19 protein-coding genes are annotated in these 23854 nt (G+C 71.0%); 9 read left to right on the forward strand and 10 right to left on the reverse strand.

Going from position 1 to position 23854, the window contains the following annotated elements; translation table 11 throughout:
• Nucleotides 1-13 precede the first annotated feature (13 nt).
• The 5 genes from ACFZDA_RS24335 to ACFZDA_RS24355 all read right to left on the reverse strand — a co-directional run bounded on the left by ACFZDA_RS24335 (nt 14) and on the right by ACFZDA_RS24355 (nt 4252).
• Nucleotides 14-775, reverse strand: coding sequence for an ATP-binding cassette domain-containing protein (locus ACFZDA_RS24335; protein WP_391085274.1), 762 nt, complete (start codon nt 773-775; stop codon nt 14-16).
• Nucleotides 772-1674 carry an ABC transporter permease subunit gene (locus tag ACFZDA_RS24340; RefSeq protein WP_391085277.1) on the reverse strand — a complete coding sequence of 301 codons (903 nt, stop codon included), beginning with the start codon at nt 1672-1674 and terminating at the stop codon, nt 772-774. Before ACFZDA_RS24340 ends, ACFZDA_RS24335 begins: the two co-directional genes overlap by 4 nt.
• On the reverse strand, nt 1671-2549 hold the full coding sequence (locus ACFZDA_RS24345) for a transporter substrate-binding domain-containing protein (RefSeq protein ID WP_391085279.1): 879 nt from the start codon (nt 2547-2549) through the stop codon (nt 1671-1673). Before ACFZDA_RS24345 ends, ACFZDA_RS24340 begins: the two co-directional genes overlap by 4 nt.
• 321 nt (nt 2550-2870) lie before the next feature.
• Entirely contained in the window at nt 2871-3527 is a 657-nt protein-coding gene (locus ACFZDA_RS24350; protein ID WP_391085282.1) for an MBL fold metallo-hydrolase, read from the reverse strand.
• Nucleotides 3528-3562: 35 nt separating this feature from the next.
• Entirely contained in the window at nt 3563-4252 is a 690-nt protein-coding gene (locus tag ACFZDA_RS24355) for a maleylpyruvate isomerase family mycothiol-dependent enzyme (RefSeq protein ID WP_391085285.1), read from the reverse strand.
• A gap of 223 nt (nt 4253-4475) precedes the next feature.
• Between ACFZDA_RS24355 and uvrA the strand changes: the two genes are divergently transcribed.
• Nucleotides 4476-7499, forward strand: coding sequence for an excinuclease ABC subunit UvrA (gene uvrA, locus ACFZDA_RS24360; RefSeq protein WP_391085288.1), 3024 nt, complete (start codon nt 4476-4478; stop codon nt 7497-7499).
• A gap of 69 nt (nt 7500-7568) precedes the next feature.
• Here the strand turns inward: uvrA and ACFZDA_RS24365 are convergent, their stop codons facing one another.
• A complete protein-coding gene (locus ACFZDA_RS24365) occupies nt 7569-8132 on the reverse strand; it encodes a YceI family protein (RefSeq protein ID WP_391085291.1) in 564 nt (187 codons plus the stop codon).
• A gap of 131 nt (nt 8133-8263) precedes the next feature.
• Here ACFZDA_RS24365 and ACFZDA_RS24370 point away from each other — a divergent pair, with 131 nt between their 5' ends.
• Entirely contained in the window at nt 8264-9127 is an 864-nt protein-coding gene (locus tag ACFZDA_RS24370; RefSeq protein ID WP_391085736.1) for a helix-turn-helix domain-containing protein, read from the forward strand.
• Nucleotides 9128-9177: 50 nt separating this feature from the next.
• Here the strand turns inward: ACFZDA_RS24370 and ACFZDA_RS24375 are convergent, their stop codons facing one another.
• The 4 genes from ACFZDA_RS24375 to ACFZDA_RS24390 all read right to left on the reverse strand — a co-directional run bounded on the left by ACFZDA_RS24375 (nt 9178) and on the right by ACFZDA_RS24390 (nt 12768).
• Nucleotides 9178-10083: a PfkB family carbohydrate kinase gene (locus ACFZDA_RS24375; RefSeq protein ID WP_391085294.1), complete on the reverse strand. Its 906-nt coding sequence runs from the start codon at nt 10081-10083 to the stop codon at nt 9178-9180.
• Nucleotides 10080-11171: a substrate-binding domain-containing protein gene (locus tag ACFZDA_RS24380; protein WP_391085296.1), complete on the reverse strand. Its 1092-nt coding sequence runs from the start codon at nt 11169-11171 to the stop codon at nt 10080-10082. The genes ACFZDA_RS24375 and ACFZDA_RS24380 overlap by 4 nt, the downstream gene beginning before the upstream one ends.
• Before the next feature lie 177 nt (nt 11172-11348).
• Complete coding sequence (locus ACFZDA_RS24385; protein WP_391085300.1) at nt 11349-12296, reverse strand: hypothetical protein; 948 nt, start codon at nt 12294-12296, stop codon at nt 11349-11351.
• 310 nt (nt 12297-12606) lie between these two features.
• Nucleotides 12607-12768: a hypothetical protein gene (locus ACFZDA_RS24390; protein WP_391085303.1), complete on the reverse strand. Its 162-nt coding sequence runs from the start codon at nt 12766-12768 to the stop codon at nt 12607-12609.
• A 250-nt stretch (nt 12769-13018) separates the two neighbouring features.
• Between ACFZDA_RS24390 and uvrC the strand changes: the two genes are divergently transcribed.
• From uvrC to ACFZDA_RS24425, 7 genes are all read left to right on the forward strand, one after another.
• A complete protein-coding gene (gene uvrC, locus ACFZDA_RS24395) occupies nt 13019-15085 on the forward strand; it encodes an excinuclease ABC subunit UvrC (RefSeq protein ID WP_391085305.1) in 2067 nt (688 codons plus the stop codon).
• The gene (gene rapZ, locus ACFZDA_RS24400; RefSeq protein WP_391085308.1) at nt 15082-16041 is read left to right on the forward strand and encodes an RNase adapter RapZ; all 960 of its coding nucleotides are present in this window, start codon (nt 15082-15084) and stop codon (nt 16039-16041) included. The genes uvrC and rapZ overlap by 4 nt, the downstream gene beginning before the upstream one ends.
• The gene (gene yvcK / locus ACFZDA_RS24405) at nt 16038-17117 is read left to right on the forward strand and encodes a uridine diphosphate-N-acetylglucosamine-binding protein YvcK (protein ID WP_391085311.1); all 1080 of its coding nucleotides are present in this window, start codon (nt 16038-16040) and stop codon (nt 17115-17117) included. The genes rapZ and yvcK overlap by 4 nt, the downstream gene beginning before the upstream one ends.
• Entirely contained in the window at nt 17108-18097 is a 990-nt protein-coding gene (gene whiA / locus ACFZDA_RS24410; protein WP_391085312.1) for a DNA-binding protein WhiA, read from the forward strand. The genes yvcK and whiA overlap by 10 nt, the downstream gene beginning before the upstream one ends.
• Before the next feature lie 151 nt (nt 18098-18248).
• Nucleotides 18249-21200, forward strand: a complete 2952-nt coding sequence (locus ACFZDA_RS24415; protein ID WP_391085316.1) for a M14 family zinc carboxypeptidase — start codon at nt 18249-18251, stop codon at nt 21198-21200.
• A 257-nt stretch (nt 21201-21457) separates the two neighbouring features.
• On the forward strand, nt 21458-22465 hold the full coding sequence (gap, locus tag ACFZDA_RS24420) for a type I glyceraldehyde-3-phosphate dehydrogenase (protein WP_086561720.1): 1008 nt from the start codon (nt 21458-21460) through the stop codon (nt 22463-22465).
• A 142-nt stretch (nt 22466-22607) separates the two neighbouring features.
• Nucleotides 22608-23819 carry a phosphoglycerate kinase gene (locus ACFZDA_RS24425; RefSeq protein WP_391085320.1) on the forward strand — a complete coding sequence of 404 codons (1212 nt, stop codon included), beginning with the start codon at nt 22608-22610 and terminating at the stop codon, nt 23817-23819.
• The last annotated feature ends 35 nt before the right edge of the window (nt 23820-23854 follow it).

Genomic DNA, 23854 nt, shown 5'->3' on the forward strand with positions numbered 1-23854 from the left:
CCCGCCGTCGCGATCACAACCGCCCCGCCTGCACGATCCGCCGCAGAAAGCGCCGCGTGCGCTCCTGGCGCGGTTCGCCGAAGACCTGCTCGGCGGTGCCGCGTTCCAGCACCACACCGCCCTCCAGGAAGCACACCTGGTCGGCGACCTCCCGCGCGAAGCCCATCTCGTGCGTGGCCAGCACCATGGTCATGCCCTCGTGCTTCAGGCCGCGGACCACGGTGAGGACCTCGCCCACCAGCTCGGGATCGAGGGCGGCGGTGATCTCGTCGAGCAGCAGCAGCCGGGGGCGTACGGCCAGGGCGCGGACGATCGCCACGCGCTGTTGCTGTCCGCCGCTCAGCCGGTCCGGGTACTCGCCCGCCTTCCCGCCGAGCCCGAGCCGTTCCAGCAGTTCACGCGCGCGTGCCTCGGCCTCGGAGCGGGGCACGCCGTGCACGCGGCGCGGCGCGAGCGTGATGTTCTCCAGCACGGTCAGGTGCGGGAAGAGGTTGTACGCCTGGAAGACCACGCCGATCCGGCGGCGCACGGCGTCCTGGTCGGCGCGCGGGTCGGTGATCTCCTCGCCGTCCAGCCAGATCGCCCCGTCGTCGATCTCCTCCAGCAGGTTCGCGCACCGCAGCAGCGTCGACTTGCCGGAGCCGGAGGCGCCGATCAGCGCGGTGACCGTGTGCGGCGCGACTTCCAGGTCGACGTCCCGCAGGACGAGCGAGCCGCCGAAGGACTTGCGGACGGCCTCCATGCGCAGCACGGGAGCGTCGGGCGCGTCGCTCATGTGATTCCTCCCTGGGCGCGCCGGCGGTCCATCCGCGCCGTCACCCAGTCCGTGAAGCGGGTCATGGGGATGGTCAGCGCGACGAAGACCAGACCCGCGACGATGTACGGCGTGTAGTTGAGGCTGCGGCCCACGATGATGTCGGCGGCCCGTACGGCGTCCACCGCGCCCCCGATCGAGACCAGCCCGGTGTCCTTCTGCAGCGACACCAGGTCGTTCAGCAGCGGCGGCACCTGACGGCGCACCGCCTGGGGCAGCACCACGTACCGCAGCGCCTGCCGGTTGCTGAGCCCGAGGGAGCGGGCCGCGGCGCGCTGCGAGGGGTGCACGGACTCGATGCCGGCCCGGAACACCTCGGCGACGTACGCCGAGTACGTCAGGGTGAGCGCGGTGCCGCCGAGGAGCACCGGGTCGACGGTCACGCCCTGGAGCCGCAGTGCCGGGACGCCGAGGACCACGATCATCAGGTTGATGATCAGCGGCAGCCCCCGGAAGAAGTCCGTGTACGCGGCGGCCAGGACGCGCAGCGGGAAGAACACGGGGCCGCGCAGCGTACGGGCCACGGCGATCAGCATGCCGAGGACGAGCACCGCGGCTCCGCAGACCAGCAGCAGCCGGACGTTCAGCCACAGCCCTTCGAGGACCTTCCCGAACGCCTCGCGCGCGTACTCTCGGTCGAAGAACGTCTCCTTGGTGCGCGGCCACCCCGGGGCGTTGACGACGACCAGGTAGAGGACCGCAGCGGTGACGAGCGTCGAGAGCGCGCCGATCGCCGTGGCGCGCCGGGCGCGGGCGCGCTTGTGGCGCTCACGGTCCAGACGCCGCTGCGAGGGCACATAGGCGTCCCGCGTGTCGCGTTCGCCGGAGCCCACCGCCGGCTCCTCCTTGTCCACCGTCACTTGAGCACCGGAGCGTCGACGGCGTCCGACAGCCACTGCTGCTCGATCCGCGCGAGCGTGCCGTCCCCGCGCAGCGCGTCCACGGCCCGCGAGACGCAGGAGGTGAGCGCGCTGCCCTTGTCGAGCACGAGTCCGAACTGCTCCGGCGCACCGCCCTGGTTCTCGAACTGGCCGACGATCGTCGCGTCCGTGATTTCGGCCCCGGTGATGTAGAAGGCGGTCGGCAGGTCCACGACGATGGCGTCGACCTGGCCGTTCTTCAGCGCGGACTTGGCCTGGTCGTTCTTGCCGAACACGGCGGCCGCACGCGTGGGTCGCACCACGTCGTCGATGTAGTCGAGGCTGGTGGTGCCGACCTGCGCGCCCAGCTTCACGTCCTTCAGGTCCGCGACGCTCTTCGCCTTCGCCGCCCTGGAGCCCTTCAGGGCGACGACGGCCTGGCGGACGTCGTAGTAGCCGGACGAGAAGTCCACGGCCTTCCTGCGCTCGTCGCTGACGGACACCTGGTTGATGTCGAAGTCGAACGTCTTCTCACCGGGCGCGAAAGCCTTGTTGAACGGGACGGTCTGCCAGACGACCTTGTCCTTGCCGTAGCCGAGTTGCCGGGCCACGGCGTAGGCGACCGCCGACTCGAAGCCCTTGCCGCTCGCGGGGTCGTCGCCTTCGAACCACGGTTCGTAGGCGGGTTCGTCGGTGGCGATCGTCAGCTTGCCGGCGGTCCGGGTGTCCAACTCGCCCTTCGCGCACGAGTTTCCGGCCGAGGACGTACCGGCCGCGGGCTCCTCGGGCTGCGGTGCACAGCCGACGGCGGCGGCGAGCAGGGCGACGGTGACGGCGGCGGCAGCGCGGCGCGGGGCACGCGAGGCAGGATGCATGGCGCGAGATTGGCAGCCGACGGTCCAGTTTGTCGAGGTCACGACGACATCTGCTCGCATCGTGGGAGCGGGCGTTGCGTTCTTGTGAACGCTCCGTGGCAGGCGTCGAGTTCGGCGTTCGCCGGGGCCGCCGGCCGAGGGCGGGGATCGACAGGCCGGCGGCCCATCCGCCCAGGAGCCGTCATCCTGCGCGGGGCTGCTATCAGTTGACTGCGCAACTACCCGCGTCGGGAGCGCGCGTACGCCACCGGCGTGTGCGAATGATTCACACGGGGCGCGTGCGCGGTCCACCGCGTCACGCGCGGGCGCCCCGCGAGGTCCTCACCACCCCCGCGCGTGCCACTCCGGCAACTGCGGACGTTCCGCGCCCAGCGAGGTGTCGTTGCCGTGCCCCGGGTAGACCCACGTCTCGTCCGGGAGGACACCGAAGATCTTGGTCTCCACATCGTGGATGAGGCTGGCGAACGCCTTGGGATCCTGGTGAGTGTTGCCCACACCGCCGGGGAAGAGGCAGTCCCCGGTGAACACATGGGGATGACCGTGAGGGTCGTCGTAGACGAGGGCGATCGAACCGGGCGTGTGCCCGACCAGATGGCGCGCGGTGAGTTCCACATGCCCCACCCGGATGGCGTCGCCGTCGTCCACCAGCACGTCGGTCGGCACCGGGATTCCGTCGGCGTCGTCCCGGCCCGCGTACGTGCGCGCGCCCGTGGCCGCCACGACCTCGGCGAGCGCCTGCCAGTGGTCGCCGTGGCGGTGGGTGGTGACGACGGACGCGATGCCGTCGTCACCGATCATGCCGAGCAGCGTCTCCGCCTCGTTGGCGGCGTCGATCAGCAACTGCTCGTCCGTGGCCCGGCAGCGCAGCAGATAGGCGTTGTTGTTCATCGGACCGACCGCGATCTTGGTGATCATCAGGTCTTTGAGCTCGTGCACGTCGGCAGGTCCGCCGACCGTCACCTGTCCGCTGTACGTCATGAACGCCAGCCTATAGCGGGGGAGCGGCCCGGATCCTACAGCGGGGGCAGTGCCGGAAGGGCGCCGCCGTCCACCGTCAGCGCGGCTCCCGCACGGCGGCCGGCGAGCCAGCCCAGCAGGCCCGCCGGGGAGCCGGTGACGGTCACCTCGGGTCCGTCGTCGGTCTCCCGTCCGGTGCTCCACGCACGCGTGCCGTCCGTGAGACGCGTGGGCGGTACGTCGGGATGCCCGGCGAACCGGTCGGCGAGGAAGGCGATCTCCCGCTGTGTGAAGTCCCCCGGCAGGTCCTCCAGCTCGTATCCGATCCCCAGGTCCACGTGATGCAGCTCCACCTCCACCCACCGCCGGAACGGCACCCGGGACGCGGAGTCCGTGACCCCGTTGCGCAGCTCCACCGTGCGCGACCAGTCCGCCGGAGCGGCCCCGGCATCCTGGAAGCGGGCCGCGCTCTCGCGCAGGTCGGCGAGGTGGACGTCGAGGGGGCGCGGGGCGTCCCGCTCGATGTCGGCGTCCCGGGCCTCGCCGGAGACGTACATGGGACGGCCTTCGAGGACGTTCACGAGGGCGTCCGCGTTGCGGGCGAGGTGGGCCAGCACATGGCCCCGGGTCCAGCCGGGAAGCCGTGACGGCTGCGTCACAGCGGCGTTGTCCAGTTTGCCGACTGCGAGGAGCAGCCGTTCCGTAGCGGTGTGCACAGACGCCAGGTCATGACCGTGATCAATCATGGTGCTGACCCTAGCTCCGCCACACCTTCGGGTGAAGGTGGTGAAGCAGTGCCGGTAATCGAATGCGCGTGCTATAGGGTCGGACGTGACGTCGGGCATGCTGGAAAGCCGGGGTTTGTTGGCAACCCGTGAATCCGACCGGCGTTGTCAGTGGCTCCCTCTAGTCTGAGAAAGCACGGGGGCCCCGCCCCTGTCACTTCTCTCAAGAAAGGTGCGGACCGGCGTGGCCGACCGTCTCATCGTTCGTGGAGCGCGCGAGCACAATCTCAAGAACGTCTCGCTCGACCTCCCGCGCGACTCGCTCATCGTCTTCACGGGCCTGTCGGGGTCGGGCAAGTCCTCGCTGGCCTTCGACACCATCTTCGCCGAGGGACAGCGGCGCTACGTGGAATCGCTGTCCTCCTACGCCCGGCAGTTCCTCGGCCAGATGGACAAGCCGGACGTCGACTTCATCGAGGGCCTGTCCCCGGCCGTCTCCATCGACCAGAAGTCGACCTCGCGCAACCCGCGCTCCACGGTCGGCACCATCACCGAGGTCTACGACTACCTGAGGCTGCTCTTCGCACGCATCGGCAAGCCGCACTGCCCCGAGTGCGGCCGCCCGATCACACGCCAGTCGCCGCAGGCCATCGTCGACAAGGTCCTGGAGCTGCCCGAGGGCAGCCGCTTCCAGGTGCTGTCGCCGCTGGTGCGCGAGCGCAAGGGCGAGTTCGTCGACCTCTTCGCCGACCTCCAGACCAAGGGCTACTCCCGCGCGCGGGTCGACGGCGAGACCATCCAGCTGTCGAACCCGCCGACGCTGAAGAAGCAGGAGAAGCACACCATCGAGGTGGTCGTCGACCGCCTCACGGTGAAGGACAGCGCCAAGCGCCGCCTCACCGACTCCGTCGAGACCGCCCTCGGCCTGTCCGGCGGCATGATCGTGCTCGACTTCGTCGACCTCCCCGAGGACGACCCCGAGCGCGAGCGCATGTACTCGGAGCATCTGTACTGCGCGTACGACGACCTGTCCTTCGAGGAGCTGGAGCCGCGCTCCTTCTCCTTCAACTCGCCCTTCGGCGCCTGCCCCGACTGCTCCGGCATCGGCACGCGCATGGAGGTCGACCCGGAGCTGATCGTCCCGGACCCGGACAAGAGCCTGGACGAGGGCGCCATCCACCCCTGGTCGCACGGCCACACCAAGGACTACTTCGGCCGCCTCATCGGCGCCCTGGCCGACGCTCTGGGCTTCCGTACGGACATCCCCTTCGCGGGCCTGCCGCTGCGCGCCAGGAAGGCCCTGCTGCACGGCCACAAGACCCAGGTCGAGGTCCGCTACCGCAACCGCTACGGGCGCGAGCGCCGGTACACCACGGCCTTCGAGGGCGCTGTCCCGTTCGTCAAGCGCCGGCACAGCGAGGCCGAGAGCGACGCCAGCCGTGAGCGCTTCGAGGGCTATATGCGCGAAGTGCCCTGCCCGACCTGCGAGGGCACGCGCCTGAAGCCGATCGTCCTCGCGGTCACGATCATGGACAAGTCCATCGCGGAGGTCTCCGCGATGTCGATCAGCGACTGCGCGGACTTCCTGCGGGAGCTGAAGCTCAGCGCCCGCGACAAGAAGATCGCCGAGCGCGTCCTGAAGGAGGTCAACGAGCGGCTGCGGTTCCTCGTCGACGTCGGCCTGGACTACCTCTCCCTCAACCGCGCGGCCGGCACGCTGTCCGGCGGCGAGGCCCAGCGCATCCGCCTGGCCACCCAGATCGGCTCCGGCCTCGTCGGCGTGCTCTACGTCCTCGACGAGCCGTCCATCGGCCTGCACCAGCGCGACAACCACCGGCTGATCGAGACTCTGGTCCGGCTGCGCGACATGGGCAACACGCTCATCGTCGTCGAGCACGACGAGGACACCATCAAGACCGCCGACTGGGTCGTCGACATCGGCCCCGGCGCCGGTGAGCACGGCGGCAAGGTCGTGCACAGCGGCTCCCTCGAGGAACTGCTCGCCAACGCCGAGTCGCAGACCGGTCAGTACCTGTCCGGCAAGAAGGCCATCCCGCTGCCCGGCATCCGGCGCCCGATCGACCCGTCCCGGCAGCTCACGGTGCACGGCGCCCGGGAGAACAACCTCCAGGACATCGACGTCTCCTTCCCGCTGGGCGTGTTCACCGCCGTCACCGGCGTGTCCGGCTCCGGCAAGTCGACCCTGGTCAACGACATCCTGTACACGCACCTGGCCCGCGAGCTGAACGGCGCGAGGAACGTACCGGGGCGGCACACGCGCGTGGACGGCGACGACCTCGTCGACAAGGTCGTGCACGTGGACCAGTCGCCCATCGGCCGCACCCCGCGCTCCAACCCGGCGACGTACACCGGCGTCTTCGACCACATCCGCAAGCTGTTCGCCGAGACCACCGAGGCGAAGGTCCGCGGCTACATGCCCGGCCGCTTCTCCTTCAACGTCAAGGGCGGCCGCTGCGAGAACTGCGCGGGCGACGGCACGATCAAGATCGAGATGAACTTCCTCCCGGACGTCTACGTCCCGTGCGAGGTGTGCCACGGCGCCCGGTACAACCGGGAGACCCTGGAGGTCCACTACAAGGGCAAGTCCATCGCCGACGTCCTGAACATGCCGATCGAGGAGGCCACGGAGTTCTTCGAGGCGGTCCCCGCGATCTCCCGCCACATGAAGACCCTCAAGGACGTCGGCCTCGGCTACGTCCGGCTCGGCCAGTCCGCGACCACCCTGTCCGGCGGTGAGGCCCAGCGCGTCAAGCTCGCCAGCGAGCTCCAGCGCCGCTCCACCGGCCGCACGGTCTACGTCCTCGACGAGCCGACCACCGGTCTGCACTTCGAGGACATCAGCAAGCTGCTGACGGTCCTGTCCGGACTGGTCGACAAGGGCAACACGGTCATCGTCATCGAGCACAACCTCGACGTGATCAAGACCGCCGACTGGATCGTCGACATGGGTCCCGAAGGCGGCGCCGGCGGCGGTCTGGTGGTCGCCGAGGGCACGCCCGAGGAGGTCGCCGCGGTCCCGGCCAGCCACACCGGCAAGTTCCTGCGCGAGGTCCTCGGCGCCGACCGGATCAGTGACGCGTCCTCGGTGAAGGCACCGCGCAAGACGGCGGCGAAGAAGACGGTCCCGGCACAGACCAGGGCGAAGAAGACCGCCACAGGGACGGTCGACAGCACCGCCGCCAAGAAGACAGTCGCCAAGTCCACGAAGACGGCCGCGAAGAAGACGACCCGGACGGCCAAGGGCTGACCACTCCCGCCGATACGCGCGGTGCCCCACGGGGAACTCCCTGTGGGGCACCGCGCGTTCGCGTGCTGATCAGGCCTTCTTCGGCTCCACGAACTGCATGTCGAGCTGGATCTTCACGACTTCCCCGAGCAGACCCGGAGCGAAGTCCAGCCCGAACTCGCTGCGCCGGATCTCACCCGTCGCCTCGAACCCGGCATGCCGGCTGCCGTCCATGGGCACATCGACCAGCCCGCCGAACTCCACGGCGAGCGTCACCGGGCGGGTCACCTCGCCGATGGTCAGCTCGCCCTCCATCGTCCAGTCCTCGCCCGCACCCGACACACGTGTCGAGCGGTACGTCATCGTCGGGCGCTTCTCGACGTCGAGCAGGTCGGAGGCGCGGACATGCGCGTCCCGGTCGGCGTTGCCGGTGTCGATCGAGGCCAGATCGACGGTCGCCGAGACCCGCACGTCCTCGACGCGCTCCCCGACGAACAGGTCGGCCTCCAGCCGCTCGAAGCGCCCCCGCACCTTGGCGATGCCCAGGTGGCGGACGGTGAAGCCCACGGAGGAGTGGAACGGGTCCAGGGCCCAGTGTCCCGGGGCCAGCGGCAGAGCGGTGGCGGAAGCGGCGGTAGCGGTGTCATTCGTCATGGCCTCCACCCTGAGGGGTGCGCGGCCCGTGAGGGAGACCGGCCTGAGCCTGGTAGTGGCAGGGACACCCTCCCCGCGCGCGGGAAGGGTACGTTCGGCGGGTGAGCGACAACAAGGCGAGCGAAAACAAGGTGAGTGCCAACGAGTTGGGCACGTTCCTGCGCACCTGGCGGGAAGCCGTCAGCCCCGCCGAGGTGGGTCTGCCCACCGGCCCGCGCCGCCGCACCCCGGGCCTGCGCCGCGCCGAGCTGGCCACGCTCGCGGGCATCAGCGTCGAGTACCTCACCCGGCTGGAGCAGGGGCGCGACCGCCACCCCTCCGCCCAGGTGCTCGGCGCCCTCGCCGACGCCCTGAAGCTGTCTCTCGTGGACCGGATGCTGCTGCGCCGCCTGACCAAGGAGGCGGACGGCGGCGACCCGCTGATCTGCGCGGCGGCCCCGTCGCTCGCCCGCACGGCACGCCCCACCGTACGGGCCGTGCTGGACCACCTGGAGCCGGCTCCCGCACTGGTGGTCAACTGGATCGGCGACGTCCTCGCCCACACCGCGGGATACGAGCGGCTGGCCGGCCCCCTCGGCCTGCTGGACGACGAGCCTCCCAACCTGCTCCGCTACGTGTTCACCGACGAGCGGGCCCGCAGCGCCTACCGCGACTGGGACCGCGTGGCCGACGACCTGGTCGCCCAGCTCCGGCACGAGGTCCCGCTGCGGGATCCGTACGTCGTCGAACTGGCCGACGAACTGTCGGTGACGGCGGGGGCGGACTTCGCCGACCGGTTCGCCGACCTGGCCGTGACGCCGCGGCGGACGGGCTCCCAGCACATCGAGCACCCTCAGGCCGGATCGCTGCGTCTGCTGCACGAGACGTTCGCGCTGCCCGACGAGGGCCAGCGCGTGATCGTCCACCTGCCCGCGGACGACGCCACGGCCGCCGCCCTGGACCGTCTCAACGGCCGCCGCCCCGGCGCGCTGCGGGCGGTCGGGGCGGCCGGCTGAGCGACGCGCGCGGGACGCGTTCCCTGTCGTCGCCCTGATCGCGCGAGGTGTCAGCCTTCCAGCTCGTGCGCGTACGGCGGTTCCGCCCCGGCGCGGGAGCAGGTGATCGCCGCCGCACGGGCCGCGAAGCCCAGCAGCCCGGTCCAGCCGTCGTGCCCCAGCGCGGCCAGCGCCTGCGCGCTGAGCGCGTCGCGTGCCGCGAGCCCGTGCAGCAGCGCCGCGTTCACCGTGTCGCCGGCGCCGATCGTGTCCACGACCTCCACCCGCTCACCCGGCACCGTGTACTCTCCGCCGGCGGTGAAGGCGGTCAGCCCGTCGCCGCCCCGGGTGATCACGACCGCGGCCGGGCCGGCCGCCAGCCACTCCTGGGGCGTACCGCCGAGCCACCGGGCGTCCTCCTCGGACAGCTTCAGCAGCGACACCGACGGCAGCCAGCTCTTGAACCGCGCCCGGTAGGCGTCCGCGTCCGGGATCAGCCCGGCCCTGATGTTCGGGTCCAGCGCGGTGAACACGCCCTGCGCGGCCGCCGCACGCATCAGCTCCTCGTACGCGCTCGCCCCCGGCTCCAGCACCAGCGAGCAGGTCCCGAAGGAGACGGCCCGGGTGCCGGGCGGCAGCGCGGAGGGGGCAGTGAACAGCCGGTCCGCCGTCCCGTCGACGTAGAAGGAGTACGCCGCCGAACCGTCCGCCCCGACCGTGGCGACGGCGAGGGTCGTGGGCTCGGAGCCACGCTGCACCGACGACACGTCCACCCCGGTCTCCCGCAGTCGGTCCAGCAGGGCCTCCCCGAAGGCGTCGTACGACACCCGGGAGCAGAAGGCGGCCGGCGAGCCGAGGCGGCCCAGCGCGACCGCCGTGTTGTACGGGCCGCCGCCGAGCGCCGGCTGGAGTGCCGCCAGGGCACCCGTGCCCCGCGGGACCAGGTCGATCAGGGCCTCACCGGCGACGACGATCATGCGACGGTTCCTCTCTCGGGCTGCGCGGGCTGCGCGGACTGCTCAGGCTGCTCGAACCGCACGGAGTGCCCCGGCTCCTCGGGGCAGCCGCACGACGTGCGGTGGACGAAGGTGCAGGGGAGCCGCACGGTCCGGGCGGGCCGGTCCGGCTCGGCGAGGCGCTCCAGGAGCACACGTACGGCCTGGGCGCCGATGTCCCTGCTGGGCTGCGCGATCGCGGTCAGCCGGGGCGAGAACAGATCCGCCCAGGCGAAGTCGTCGAAGCAGCACAGCGCGATGTCGCCGGGCACGGACAGGCCGTGGGCACGCAGGGCACGCAGCGCCCCGATGGTCATGGCGTTGTTGCCCGTGACCAGCGCGGTGGGCGGCACGGCCAGGGACAGCAGGGCGGCGGTGACCTGTTCGGCACCGGCCGACTCCGAGTCGCCGTGCACCAGGAGCCGTTCGTCGTAGGGAAGTCCCCCGAACGCGAGGCCGGTCCGGTAGCCGGTGATCCGTTCGCTCGTGGTGCTGAGTCCCGGCCGCCCCGCCACCAGCCCGATCCGCCGGTGACCGAGACCGGCGAGGTGGGTGACCAGCCGGGACGTCGGTTCGGCGTTGTCGGCGCAGACCTGGTCGAAGCGCGGTCCGCCGTCCGGGGTGTCGACCAGCCGGTCGAGGAACACGGCCGGTACGTCGTGCCGCCCCAGGTAGGCGAGCAGTCCGCGCGGATCCGCGGAGGGCGCGACGATCATGCCGTCCACCCGGCGCTCGTGCAGCAGCTGGACGACCGTGCGCTCGTGCTCCGGGTCGTCGTGCGGATCGGCGATCAGGAGGCTGTAGCCCTGCTCCAGGGCGGCGGCCTCGACGCCCTGGAGGATCTCCGTGAAGTACGGGTTGCTGATCGCCGACACCGCCAGCCCGATGGACCGGGTACGGGCCGTCACCAGGGACCGGGCCAGCGTGTTCGTGGTGTAGCCGAGCTCCTCCACGGCGTCCAGGACCGCCTGGCGGGTGTGCGGGAGCACCGGCCGGGTGTCGTTCAGGACGTGTGAGACCGTCGCCACGGAGACTCCGGCGCTCCGCGCCACGTCGGCCATGGTCGCCATGCTGCTCCCGCCTCCTCTGTCAGGTCCTGCCGGGAACGTATCGCATCCACAGGCAGACGTAAACGCTTACGCAAGCGTTTACGTCGATCCGAAGGGAAGCAAGCAGGGGCAGAAGAGCAGAGGGCGGAGGGCGGCAGAGAGAAGGGCGGCGAACCGGAGCAGCCGCCCCCGGGGCGGCTACTCCCAGTCCCAGCCGATCCCCAGGAACCCGGTGCGCACCCGCGGCTCGACCAGGTGCACCGACCGGTGCCGTGCGCTCAGTGCCAGGTCCTGGCATCCGGTGCGCGGGGCCGCCGCCGAGTGCTGCGCGAAACGGTGGCAGCGCGCAGGGAGGGCCGCCGCGTCGAAGCGGACCTGGAGTGCGTACTGGCCGCCGGGGGAGTCGAAGCCGCGGAGGTACTCGTGCGACACACCCGCCGTGCCGTCCTCGACGCCGTAGCGGAACAGGAACGTGTCGCCGGCCCGCAGCCCGGTGTCGAAGAGCAACTCGGCCGCCAGCACGCCCGTGTCACGGTGCCAACGGACGCGTCCCGTGCGGCAGTTCTCCAGTGCGTGCACCCTCATGCGCTCCGGTGCGGCTCCCCGGTCGCCGTGGTGGACGGCCACGAAGCGGTCGACGCCGTCCCGATGGGCGCGCACGATGTGGTGCGACTCCCGCTCGGCCAGCTCGCGCCGCGCCCCGATCCGCAGCCGCTCGTGGTGCCCCAGGGTGTGCAGACCGCCGTCGGGCGGGCAGTCCAGCTCGGCCAGCAGCTGGTCCAGGACCCCGGAGGCCTCGACGAGGGAGCGGTAGGAGCGGGCCGCGGACCGCGGCCCGGACGGGCCTTCGCCGGGCTCGGCGAGCAGCCGGATGAGCGACTCCTCGGGAAGCTCCAGGATCTCCTCCAGCGCGCGCACGGCCCGCAGCGACTCGGGGCGCTGCGGGCGCCTGGCCCCCTGCTGCCAGTAACTCAGGCTGGTGACGCCGACCTTCACCCCGTGGCGGGACAGATGGTGCTGCACGCGCTGCAGCGGCAGCCCGCGGGCGGCGATCGCGGCACGCAGGGCGACGTGGAAGGGGCCGCCGCGCAGAACCGAGTCCAGTTCCGCGGTGGCGACGTCCGCGTGCTGTGGGGCGTGCGGCATGCAGGGGCCTCTCTGTGAGTCGGCGACGGCTGGTCAGACCGTTCGCGCGGGCCGCCCGGGACCGTCCCGCCGGCGCAGGGGAGGTCTTCACATCCGTACGCCGTCGTTCAGGGGTCCCGAGTTCCTCCGCATTGAAGCGTGTTGACCTGGTCCCGACAACACTTGATGCCGGACAGTGACGTGACGTACTCCCGGCCAGGCCCGCCGTCCGGACATGCGACCGCCCGGGGCGTGGTGCCCCGGGCGGTCTGTGCCGACGGCGTCACCGGCCCGTGCCGAGGCCGGCGTATCCGGTGTGTCCGGCGTTCGTCTACGAGCGGTCGCTCCCGCCCCGTTCCCCGACGGCCAGCCGCTTGGCCCGCACTATGTCGGGGTCGCGAGGGTCGAGGGCGTCGTGCAGCGCGAACCGTTCGTCCGCGTACCGACGGGCACGGACGGCCCGCCGGGTCTTCTCGATCCGCATCCGCTTCATCTGCGCAGCCCTCCGACCGTGGCCCGCCCGCTTCGCACCGAAACGGCCGGTCCGCACCGACAACCTGCCTGCCCCGACACGGCCTGCGTCCGCCGGACGTCGCCGTGTCCCCGTGGGAAGCCTGCATTCCCGCTCCCGGCGTGCCGTAACCCCGGGCGGGGCATGCCGTTGGAAACTGCCCCTCGCCGAGGCCGTGATCGTCTCCCGCCGTCCCGTCGGACTGTCGGTGCTCGCCAGTAGGGTGTGAGACATGGCCGACCCCTCCAGCTACCGCCCCAAACCGGGTGAGATCCCCGACTCGCCGGGGGTCTACAGGTTCCGTGACGAGCACCGCCGGGTGATCTACGTCGGAAAGGCGAAAAGCCTGCGCCAGCGCCTGGCGAACTACTTCCAGGACCTGGCGGGCCTGCACCCGCGCACCCGCTCCATGGTCACCACGGCCGCGTCCGTGGAGTGGACGGTGGTGTCCACGGAGGTCGAGGCGCTCCAGCTGGAGTACTCGTGGATCAAGGAGTACGACCCCCGGTTCAACGTCAAATACCGCGACGACAAGAGCTACCCGTACCTCGCGGTGACGATGAACGAGGAGTACCCGCGCGTGCAGGTGATGCGCGGTCACAAGAAGAAGGGCGTCCGCTACTTCGGGCCGTACGCGCACGCGTGGGCGATCCGCGACACGGTCGACCTGCTGCTGCGCGTCTTCCCCGTGCGCACCTGCTCGGCCGGCGTCTTCAAGAACGCCGCCCGGACGGGCCGCCCCTGCCTCCTCGGCTACATCGGCAAGTGCTCCGCCCCGTGCGTGAACCGGGTCTCCGCCGAGGAACACCGCGAACTGGCAGACGAGTTCTGCGACTTCATGACCGGCCGCACGGCCACATACATCCGCCGCCTGGAGAAGCAGATGGGCGAGGCGGCCGAGGAGCTGGAGTACGAGCGGGCGGCCCGGCTGCGCGACGACATCGAGGCCCTGAAGAAGGCCATGGAGAAGAACGCGGTCGTGCTCGCCGACGCGACCGACGCCGACCTGATCGCGGTCGCCGAGGACGAGCTGGAGGCGGCCGTCCAGATCTTCCACGTGCGCGGCGGACGCGTGCGCGGCCAGCGCGGCTGGGTCACGGACAAGGTGGAGGAGATCACCACCGGCGCCCTCGTGGAGCACGCCCTCCAGCAGCTGTACGGCGAGGAGACGGGCGACGCCGTCCCCAAGGAGGTCCTCGTCCCCGCCCTGCCCGACCCCGTGGAGCCCGTCCAGGAGTGGCTCGCCGCCCGGCGCGGCTCGGGCGTCTCCCTGCGCGTCCCGCAGCGCGGCGACAAGAAGGCCCTCATGGAGACGGTGCAGCGCAACGCCCAGCAGGCGCTCGTCCTGCACAAGACCAAGCGCGCCTCCGACCTGACCACGCGCTCGCGCGCCCTGGAAGAGATCTCCGACGCCCTCGACCTGGACAGCGCCCCGCTGCGGATCGAGTGCTACGACATCTCCCACCTCCAGGGCGACGACGTGGTGGCCTCCATGGTCGTCTTCGAGGACGGCCTGGCCCGCAAGAGCGAGTACCGGCGCTTCCAGATCAAGGGCTTCGCCGGACAGGACGACGTCCGCTCCATGCACGAGGTGATCACCCGCCGCTTCCGCCGCTACCTCGCCGAGAAGGAGAAGACGGGCGAGTGGGCGGACGGCGAGACCACTGAGAAGGACGAGACCGGCGAGACCATCGGAACGAGTCTCACCGAGGACGACGGCCGCCCGAGAAAGTTCGCCTACCCGCCGCAGCTCGTCGTCGTCGACGGCGGCGCCCCCCAGGTCGCGGCCGCCCAGCGGGCCCTGGACGACCTCGGGATCGACGACATCGCCGTGTGCGGCCTCGCCAAGCGCCTGGAGGAGGTCTGGCTGCCCGGCGACGACGACCCGGTGGTCCTGCCCCGCACCAGCGAGGGCCTGTACCTGCTCCAGCGGGTCCGCGACGAGGCCCACCGCTTCGCGATCAGCTACCAGCGCACCAAGCGGTCCAAGCGCTTCCGGTCCAGCCCCCTGGACGACGTCCCCGGCCTTGGGGACACGCGCAAGCAGGCACTCCTGAAGCACTTCGGTTCGTTGAAGAAACTGCGGTCCGCCACCATCGACCAGATCTGCGAGGTTCCCGGCATAGGCCGCAAGACCGCCGAGACCATCGCGGTGGCCCTCGCCCAGGCGGCCCCGGCCGCACCCGCCGTCAACACGGCGACTGGAGAGATCATGGAGGAGGAACCCGGCACCATGGGTTCCGGTGGGGAGCCCGTACGGACGGGCGCCCCGGACGAACGACGGGGGCAGGAGACATGAATGTGAACGAGCACGACGGGCAAGAAAAGCAAGCCGGAGACGGAGCACAGGTGAGTACGGGCACGACCAACGACAAGGCCGGAGCCCCGGACGCGGCCATCCCCGAGCTGGTGATCATCTCCGGCATGTCCGGGGCCGGCCGGTCGACGGCCGCGAAGTGTCTGGAGGACCTCGGCTGGTTCGTCGTCGACAACCTGCCGCCCGCGCTGATCCCCACCATGGTGGAGCTCGGCGCCCGCTCCCAGGGCAATGTGGCCCGGATCGCCGTCGTCGTCGACGTCCGCGGCCGTCGCTTCTTCGACAACCTCCGCGAGTCCCTCGCCGACCTGGAGGCGAAGAACGTCACCCGGAGGATCGTCTTCCTGGAGTCCTCCGACGAGGCCCTGGTGCGCCGCTTCGAGTCGGTGCGCCGCCCGCACCCCCTCCAGGGCGACGGCCGGATCGTCGACGGCATCGCCGCCGAGCGCGAGCTGCTGCGCGAGCTGCGCGGCGACGCCGACCTGGTCATCGACACCTCCAGCCTCAACGTGCACGAGCTGCGCGCCAAGATGGACGCCCAGTTCGCCGGCGAGGAGGAGCCGGAGCTGCGGGCCACGGTCATGTCCTTCGGCTACAAGTACGGGCTGCCGGTCGACGCCGACCTGGTCGTCGACTGCCGCTTCCTGCCGAACCCGCACTGGGTCCCGGAGCTGCGCCCGTACACGGGCCTCAACGAGGAGGTGTCGGGTTACGTCTTCAACCAGCCCGGCGCCAAGGAGTTCCTCGACCGGTACACGGAGCTCCTGCAGCTCGTCGCCACCGGCTACCGCCGTGAGGGCAAGCGCTACGTGACCATCGCCGTGGGCTGCACGGGCGGCAAGCACCGCTCGGTCGCCATGTCGGAGAAGCTCGCGGCCCGGCTCGCCGCCGAGGGCGTGGAGACGGTGGTCGTACACCGGGACATGGGACGCGAATGACACGACGTACTCCGCGGCTGAGCCGGCTGCGCCGGGTGGTGCCCGACGGCAGCACCGACGCAAGGGGCGGCCGGCCCGCCGAGGCCCGGGGCGGCAGACCCCGCCGCCGGGGCACCCAGCCCAAGGTCGTCGCCCTCGGCGGCGGCATGGGCCTGTCCGCCTCGCTCGCCGCGCTGCGCCGGATCACCGGCGACCTCACCGCCGTCGTCACCGTGGCCGACGACGGCGGCTCCAGCGGCCGGCTGCGCGACGAGCTGGGCGTGCTGCCGCCCGGCGACCTGCGCAAGGCACTGGCCGCGCTCTGCGGTGACGACGACTGGGGCCAGACCTGGGCGCGCGTCATCCAGCACCGCTTCCAGTCCAAGGGCGAGCTGCACGAGCACGCGGTCGGCAACCTGCTGATCGTCGCCCTGTGGGAGCAGCTCGGCGACCACGTCCAGGCCCTCGACCTGGTCGGACGGCTGCTCGGCGCACAGGGCCGCGTGCTGCCCATGTCCGCCGTCCCGCTGGAGCTCCAGGCACTGGTCAAGGGCCACGACCCGGCCCGCCCGGACGAGGTGGACACGGTCCGCGGCCAGGCCACCGTCGCCCTCACCCCGGGCGAGGTGCAGTCCGTGCAGGTCGTGCCGCACGACCCGCCGGCCGTCCCCGAGGCGGTCCAGGCCGTCCTGGACGCGGACTGGGTGGTGCTCGGCCCCGGCTCCTGGTTCTCCTCGGTCATCCCGCACCTGCTCGTGCCCGAGCTGCTGGACGCGCTCACGCAGACCAAGGCCCGCCGGGTACTCTCCCTGAACCTCGCCCCGCAGCCCGGAGAAACCGAGGGCTTCTCTCCGCAGCGTCATTTGGAGGTTTTGGGACGACACGCCCCTAAACTCGCCCTGGACGTGGTGCTGGCCGACGAGGCCGCCGTGCCCGACCGCGACTTGCTGACCGATGCCGCCAAGCGGTTCGGGGCCGCGGTCGAGCTGGCGCCGGTGGCCCGGCCAGACGGGACCCCGAGGCACGACCCGGAGCTGTTGGCCGCCGCGTACGACCGTATTTTTCGGATGCATGGAAGGATCGGCCCATGGCGATGACGGCAGCGGTGAAGGACGAGATCTCCCGGCTCCCCGTCACCCGGACCTGCTGCAGAAAGGCGGAGGTCTCCGCCATTCTGCGGTTCGCCGGCGGCCTTCACCTGGTGAGCGGTCGGATCGTGATCGAGGCTGAGCTGGACACGGCGATGGCGGCCCGCCGCCTCAAGCGGGACATCCTGGAGATCTTCGGCCACAGCTCGGAGCTGATCGTGATGGCACCGGGCGGACTGCGCCGCGGCTCGCGCTACGTGGTGCGCGTCGTCGCGGGCGGTGACCAGCTGGCCCGCCAGACCGGCCTGGTCGACGGGCGGGGCCGCCCGATCCGCGGCCTGCCCCCGCAGGTGGTCTCGGGGGCCACCTGCGACGCCGAGGCCGCCTGGCGGGGCGCCTTCCTGGCGCACGGCTCGCTCACCGAGCCCGGCCGCTCCTCCTCCCTGGAGGTGACCTGCCCGGGCCCGGAGGCCGCGCTCGCCCTGGTCGGCGCCGCCCGCCGCCTGTCGATCGGCGCCAAGGCCCGCGAGGTGCGCGGCGTGGACCGGGTCGTCGTCCGCGACGGCGACGCGATCGGCGCCCTGCTCACCCGCCTCGGCGCCCATGAGTCGGTGCTGGCCTGGGAGGAGCGCCGGATGCGCCGCGAGGTGCGCGCCACGGCGAACCGGCTCGCCAACTTCGACGACGCCAACCTGCGCCGCTCCGCCCGCGCGGCCGTCGCCGCCGGTGCCCGTGTGCAGCGCGCGCTGGAGATCCTCGGCGAGGACGTCCCCGAGCACCTCGCCGCGGCCGGCCGGCTGCGCATGGAGCACAAGCAGGCCTCCCTGGAGGAGCTCGGCGCGCTCGCCGACCCGCCGCTGACCAAGGACGCCGTCGCCGGCCGGATCCGCCGCCTGCTGGCCATGGCCGACAAGCGCGCCTCCGACCTGGGCATCCCGGGCACGGAGGCCAACCTCTCCGAGGACCTCGCCGACCATCTCGTGGGCTGATCCCACCATCCGTCAAGAAGCCGGTGCCGGCCGCCACTTGGGTGGTCGGCACCGGCTTTGGCGTGTCGTTCGGGCGCTCTTGACTCGATCATGGACTGTCATGAGCCTGGCATCTGTTCGCTGCTGTGGCGAACCCACGCTAGGGGGGTTCATGAGACGAAGAGCGAGATCGATCCTCGCTGTCGGCGCGCTCCTGATCGGCGGAGCGAGCATCGCGCCCATCGCCCAGGCACAACCGGGCACTTCACCCCCGTCCGACCCGGACGAAGTCAAGGTCTTCCGCGCCGAGGTCACCCGCGGGCAGGTACCCCTGCTGCTCGCGGCCGGCCAGGACGGCCATGAACTCGGCGAGCAGGTGCCCGACAAGGGCACGGGCACCGTCGAGCTCTACCTCACCGACCAGCAGGCGAAGAAGCTGACGAAGCAGGGCGTCGACCTCACCGCGCACGACCTCTCCACCCGGGCGCAGGCCCGCGTCGAGGACGCCGCCGAGGGCGTTTTCCGCCCGTACAGCGGCAAGGGCGGCCTCAAGGAGGAGATCCTCAGGACCGCGCAGGAGAACCCCGGCCTCACCAAGGTCGTCTCCATCGGCAAGACGGTCAGGGGCCAGGACATCCTCGCGCTGAAGCTCACCAAGGGCGCGAAGAAGACCAAGGACGGCTCCAAGCCCTCGGTCCTCTACCTGTCCAACCAGCACGCGCGTGAGTGGATCACGCCGGAGATGACCCGGCGCCTGATGCACCACTACCTGGACAACTACAAGAAGGACCGGCGCGTCAGGAAGATCGTCGACTCCACCGAACTGTGGTTCGTCCTCTCGGCCAACCCCGACGGCTACGACCACACCCACGCCAGTGACGACAACCGCCTGTGGCGCAAGAACCTGCGGGACGTCAACGGCGACGGCGTCATCGGCACCGGCGACGGCGTCGACCTCAACCGCAACTTCGCCTACAAGTGGGGCTACGACGACGAGGGTTCGTCGCCCGACTCCGCCAGCGAGACCTACCGCGGAGCCGGACCCGGCTCCGAGCCGGAGACCAAGGCCCTGGACGCCTTCGAGAGGCGGATCGGCTTCACCTACGGCATCAACTACCACTCCGCCGCCGAACTGCTCCTCTACGGCGTCGGCTGGCAGGTGGCCACACCCACCCCGGACGACGTCCTGTACAAGGCGCTGGCCGGTACCCCCGAGAACTCCGCGATCCCCGGCTACCACCCGCAGCTCTCCTCCGAGCTGTACACCACCAACGGCGAGGCCGACGGCCACGCGGCGAACGTCAACGGCATGGCGATGTTCACCCCCGAGATGTCGACCTGCCAGTCCGCCTCCGACGCCGACCCGGACGACGAGTGGAAGGCGTCCGACTGCCGGTCGGTCTTCACCTTCCCGGACGACGAGAAGCTGATCCAGCAGGAGTTCGCCAAGAACGTTCCCTTCGCGCTCTCCGTCGCCGAGTCCGCCGCCCACCCCGACCGGCCGTCCTCGTCGGTCGGACTGAGCGCCGCCGACTTCACCCCGGCCGCCTTCCCGGTGTCGTACTCCCGCGGCGCCGACCAGGAGGTCTCCGTCGTCGCACGCAAGTCGCTGCGTGACAAGGAGCTGAAGTACCGCGTCAACGGCGGCCGCACCGAGGACATGCCGCTCAGGCCCTGGAAGGGCGGCGAGACCTACGGCGGTGAGGACAACCTCTACTTCGACGCGTACCGGGCGAAGGTCAGGGACGGCGACCCCGGCGACAAGGTCCAGGTGTGGTTCACCGGGGAGACCAAGAAGGGCAAGAAGGTCTCCAGCGAGCGCTTCACCTACACCGTCGCCGAGCGGCCCAGGGGGGACACCCTCGTCGTCGCCGAGGAGGGCGCGGCCGCCCCGCAGGCACAGAAGTACGTGGCCGCCCTCAAGGCCAACGGCCGCAAGGCGGTCGTCTGGGACGTCGCCCGGCAGGGCGTGCCCGACGCGCTGGGCGTGCTGAGCCACTTCGACACCGTCGTCCACTACACGGGCGCCGGCGTCCCCGGCAACGCCACCCAGCTCCAGCTGCGCGCCTTCCTCAACGAGGGCGGCCGGCTGATCGAGGCCGGCGAGCAGGCCGGCGGCAGCGTCGACCTCGGAGGCGCCCTGTCGGACGACTTCAGCCAGTACTACCTGGGCGCCTACAGCCGTACCTCGGCCGCCGGAGCCACCGGATTCACCGGCTCCGGCGAGCTGGGCGGCTTCACGGGCCCGCTCGCCGCCGCGCCCGGCAACCCCCTGGACGCGGCGGGCCGCTACGGCGTCACCTCCGACGAACTGCCCGCCGACACGTTCCCGCAGTTCGCGAGCAAGGGCGCCGGACAGTTCGCCGGCGCGGCCAACCCGTACGGCCCGTACGCGGGCTCCTCGATGGCCGCCGCCGTCCACACCGACAACGCCTACAAGCGCCTCACCCGCACCGTGGACCTCACCGGCGTCGCAGCGGCCGACAAGCCCACCCTGCGCACCCAGCTGATGTGGGACACCGAGCCCGGCTACGACAACGTCCTGGTCGAGGCCCACACCACGGGCGCCGACGACTGGACGACCCTGCCCGAGGCGGGCGGCGCCACCAAGGCCGCAGTTCCGGCCGAGTGCGGGGGCGGCTTCTACGTCCGTGAGCACCCCTGGCTGAAGCACTACCTGACCCTGTCGGACGACGGCTGCACCGCGACCGGCAGCACCGGGTCCTGGAACAGCCTCACCGGCGCCTCCGGCGGCTGGCAGCGGGTGGACTTCGACCTGAGCGCCTACGCCGGCACATCGGTCGAGGTCTCGATCAGCTACGTCACCGACCCGGGCACCGGCGGACACGGCGTCCTCGCCGACGAGGCCTCGCTCGTCGTCGGCGGCACGGCGAAGGAGACCGAGGGTTTCGAGACCTCGCTCGGCGCCTGGAAGGCGGCCGGACCGCCCGAGGGCAGCCCGGCCGTCCTCAAGGACTGGGCCCGCACCGGGACCCTGCTCCAGACCTACGGCGCGGTCACCACGGACGACACCGTGCTGCTGGGCTTCGGCCTGGAGCACGTCGCCACCGCGGCCGGCCGGGCGGCACTGATGAGAAAGGCACTCGCCTCCCTCGACGTGTGACCGCGGACGTGTGACCCCGCGGGAGCTGGGAACTCTCGGTCAACAGGCACCACGCCGCGTAGCGAGATCGAGTGATCTCGCTCTCGGTGACGGGCGGTCCGTACCCCTACTGGCGGGTACGGACCGCCCTGCCGTGTATGGGGCATCTGGATGTCACCACCGCTGCCTCAGGGAGGTAGGGTCGTAGGCGGTCGGGGACATCCCAAACAGAGCTCGCCGGCTCTTCATGGCCGGCGTACCAACGAGGAGATCGGTTCGTGACGATCCGCGTAGGCATCAACGGCTTCGGCCGCATCGGTCGTAACTACTTCCGCGCGCTGCTGGAGCAGGGTGCAGACATCGAGATCGTGGCTGTCAACGACCTGGGTGACACCGCGACCACCGCTCACCTGCTGAAGTACGACACCATCCTCGGCCGCCTCAAGCAGGAGGTCTCGCACACCGAGGACACCATCACCGTCGGCGACAAGACCATCAAGGTCCTCGCCGAGCGCAACCCCGCCGACATCCCCTGGGGCGAGCTGGGCGTCGACATCGTCATCGAGTCGACCGGCATCTTCACCAAGAAGGCCGACGCCGAGAAGCACATCGCCGGCGGCGCCAAGAAGGTCCTCATCTCGGCTCCGGCCAAGGACGAGGACGTCACCATCGTCATGGGCGTCAACCAGGACAGCTACGACCCGGCGAACCACCACGTCATCTCCAACGCCTCCTGCACCACCAACTGTGTGGCGCCGATGGCCAAGGTCCTCGACGAGAACTTCGGCATCGTCAAGGGCCTGATGACGACGGTGCACGCGTACACGAACGACCAGCGCATCCTGGACTTCCCGCACAAGGACCTGCGCCGCGCCCGTGCCGCCGCCGAGAACATCATCCCGACCACCACGGGTGCCGCCAAGGCCACCGCGCTGGTCCTCCCGCAGCTCAAGGGCAAGCTGGACGGCATGGCCATGCGCGTCCCGGTCCCGACCGGCTCGGTCACCGACCTGGTCCTGGAGCTCGGCCGCGAGGTCACCAAGGAAGAGGTCAACGCCGCCTTCCAGAAGGCGGCCGAGGGCGAGCTGAAGGGCATCCTCGAGTACACCGAGGACCCGATCGTCTCGTCCGACATCGTCAACGCCCCGGCGTCCTGCACTTTCGACTCCTCCCTGACCATGGTCCAGGAGGGCAAGAACGTGAAGGTCATCGGCTGGTACGACAACGAGTGGGGCTACTCCAACCGCCTCGTCGACCTGACGGTCTTCGTCGGCAACCAGCTCTGATCCACAGAGCAGGCACATCCATGTGAGAGCAGGGCTCGGGCGGCGCGGGAACGCGCTGTCCGAGCCCTGACGCACGTACAGATCAGAGCTGTTCGATCACGAGCGCTTACGAGCGATCACGAGCTCTTCCAGGAGTCCCCTCATGAAGACGATCGACGAACTCCTCTCCGAAGGGGTGGCCGGCAAGCGGGTCTTCGTCCGCGCCGACCTGAACGTGCCGCTGGACGGCACGACCATCACCGACGACGGCCGGATCCGCGCCGTGGTGCCCACGGTCAAGGCCCTCGCCGACGCGGGCGCCCGAGTGGTCGTCGCCTCGCACCTGGGCCGCCCCAAGGGCGCCCCGGACCCGGCCTTCTCCCTCGCCCCGGCCGCCGCGCGCCTCGGTGAACTCCTCGGCACGGACGTCCGGTTCGCCACCGACACCGTCGGCGAGTCCGCCCGGGCCACCGTCGCCGCCCTCGACGACGGCCAGGTCGCCGTCGTCGAGAACCTGCGCTTCAACGCCGGTGAGACCAGCAAGGACGACGCCGAGCGCGGCGCCTTCGCCGACCAGCTCGCCGCCCTCGCGGACCTCTACGTCGGCGACGGCTTCGGTGCCGTGCACCGCAAGCACGCCTCCGTCTACGACCTCCCGGCCCGGCTGCCGCACGCCGCCGGCTACCTCATCGCGAACGAGGTCGCCGTGCTGAAGAAGCTGACGGAGGACGTCAAGCGGCCGTACGCCGTCGCCCTCGGCGGCGCCAAGGTCTCCGACAAGCTCGCCGTCATCGACCAGCTGCTCGGCAGGGCCGACCGCATCCTCATCGGCGGCGGCATGGCCTACACCTTCCTCAAGGCCAAGGGCTACGAGGTCGGCACGTCCCTCCTCCAGGAGGACCAGATCCCGGCCGTCCAGGAATACATCGAGCGGGCCGAGAAGACCGGCGTCGAGCTGGTTCTGCCAGTCGACGCCCTGACCGCGACCGCGTTCCCGGACCTGAAGACCAAGGCTCCCGCCCACCCCACCACCGTCGCCGCGGACGCCATCCCGGCCGACCAGATGGGCCTCGACATCGGGCCCGAGAGCTGCAAGCTGTACGCATCCAAGCTCGCCGACGCCGCCACCGTCTTCTGGAACGGGCCGATGGGCGTCTTCGAGCACCCCGACTACGCCGAGGGCACCAAGGCGGTCGCCCAGGCCCTCGTCGAATCCAAGGGCTTCAGCGTGGTCGGCGGCGGCGACTCCGCCGCCGCCGTGCGCATCCTGGGCTTCGACGAGACGGCATTCGGCCACATCTCGACCGGTGGCGGCGCCTCCCTCGAATACCTCGAGGGCAAGACGCTCCCCGGCCTCGCCGCACTGGAGGACTGACCTAGATGGCTGTATCGAACGTTCCTGGGCGCACG

The sequence above is a fragment of the Streptomyces sp. NPDC007991 genome, assembly GCF_042958445.1.
In the GTDB taxonomy this organism is placed as follows: domain Bacteria; phylum Actinomycetota; class Actinomycetes; order Streptomycetales; family Streptomycetaceae; genus Streptomyces.

Coding starts and splice junctions, on each gene's coding strand:
- ACFZDA_RS24335 (WP_391085274.1), bottom strand. CDS start 775: ATGAGCGACGCGCCCGACGCTCCCGTGCTGCGCATGGAGGCCGTCCGC.
- ACFZDA_RS24345 (WP_391085279.1), bottom strand. CDS start 2,549: ATGCATCCTGCCTCGCGTGCCCCGCGCCGCGCTGCCGCCGCCGTCACC.
- ACFZDA_RS24350 (WP_391085282.1), bottom strand. CDS start 3,527: ATGACGTACAGCGGACAGGTGACGGTCGGCGGACCTGCCGACGTGCAC.
- ACFZDA_RS24355 (WP_391085285.1), bottom strand. CDS start 4,252: ATGATTGATCACGGTCATGACCTGGCGTCTGTGCACACCGCTACGGAA.
- ACFZDA_RS24365 (WP_391085291.1), bottom strand. CDS start 8,132: ATGACGAATGACACCGCTACCGCCGCTTCCGCCACCGCTCTGCCGCTG.
- ACFZDA_RS24375 (WP_391085294.1), bottom strand. CDS start 10,083: ATGATCGTCGTCGCCGGTGAGGCCCTGATCGACCTGGTCCCGCGGGGC.
- ACFZDA_RS24380 (WP_391085296.1), bottom strand. CDS start 11,171: ATGGCGACCATGGCCGACGTGGCGCGGAGCGCCGGAGTCTCCGTGGCG.
- ACFZDA_RS24385 (WP_391085300.1), bottom strand. CDS start 12,296: ATGCCGCACGCCCCACAGCACGCGGACGTCGCCACCGCGGAACTGGAC.
- ACFZDA_RS24390 (WP_391085303.1), bottom strand. CDS start 12,768: ATGAAGCGGATGCGGATCGAGAAGACCCGGCGGGCCGTCCGTGCCCGT.
- uvrC (WP_391085305.1), top strand. CDS start 13,019: ATGGCCGACCCCTCCAGCTACCGCCCCAAACCGGGTGAGATCCCCGAC.
- rapZ (WP_391085308.1), top strand. CDS start 15,082: ATGAATGTGAACGAGCACGACGGGCAAGAAAAGCAAGCCGGAGACGGA.
- yvcK (WP_391085311.1), top strand. CDS start 16,038: ATGACACGACGTACTCCGCGGCTGAGCCGGCTGCGCCGGGTGGTGCCC.
- whiA (WP_391085312.1), top strand. CDS start 17,108: ATGGCGATGACGGCAGCGGTGAAGGACGAGATCTCCCGGCTCCCCGTC.
- ACFZDA_RS24415 (WP_391085316.1), top strand. CDS start 18,249: ATGAGACGAAGAGCGAGATCGATCCTCGCTGTCGGCGCGCTCCTGATC.
- ACFZDA_RS24425 (WP_391085320.1), top strand. CDS start 22,608: ATGAAGACGATCGACGAACTCCTCTCCGAAGGGGTGGCCGGCAAGCGG.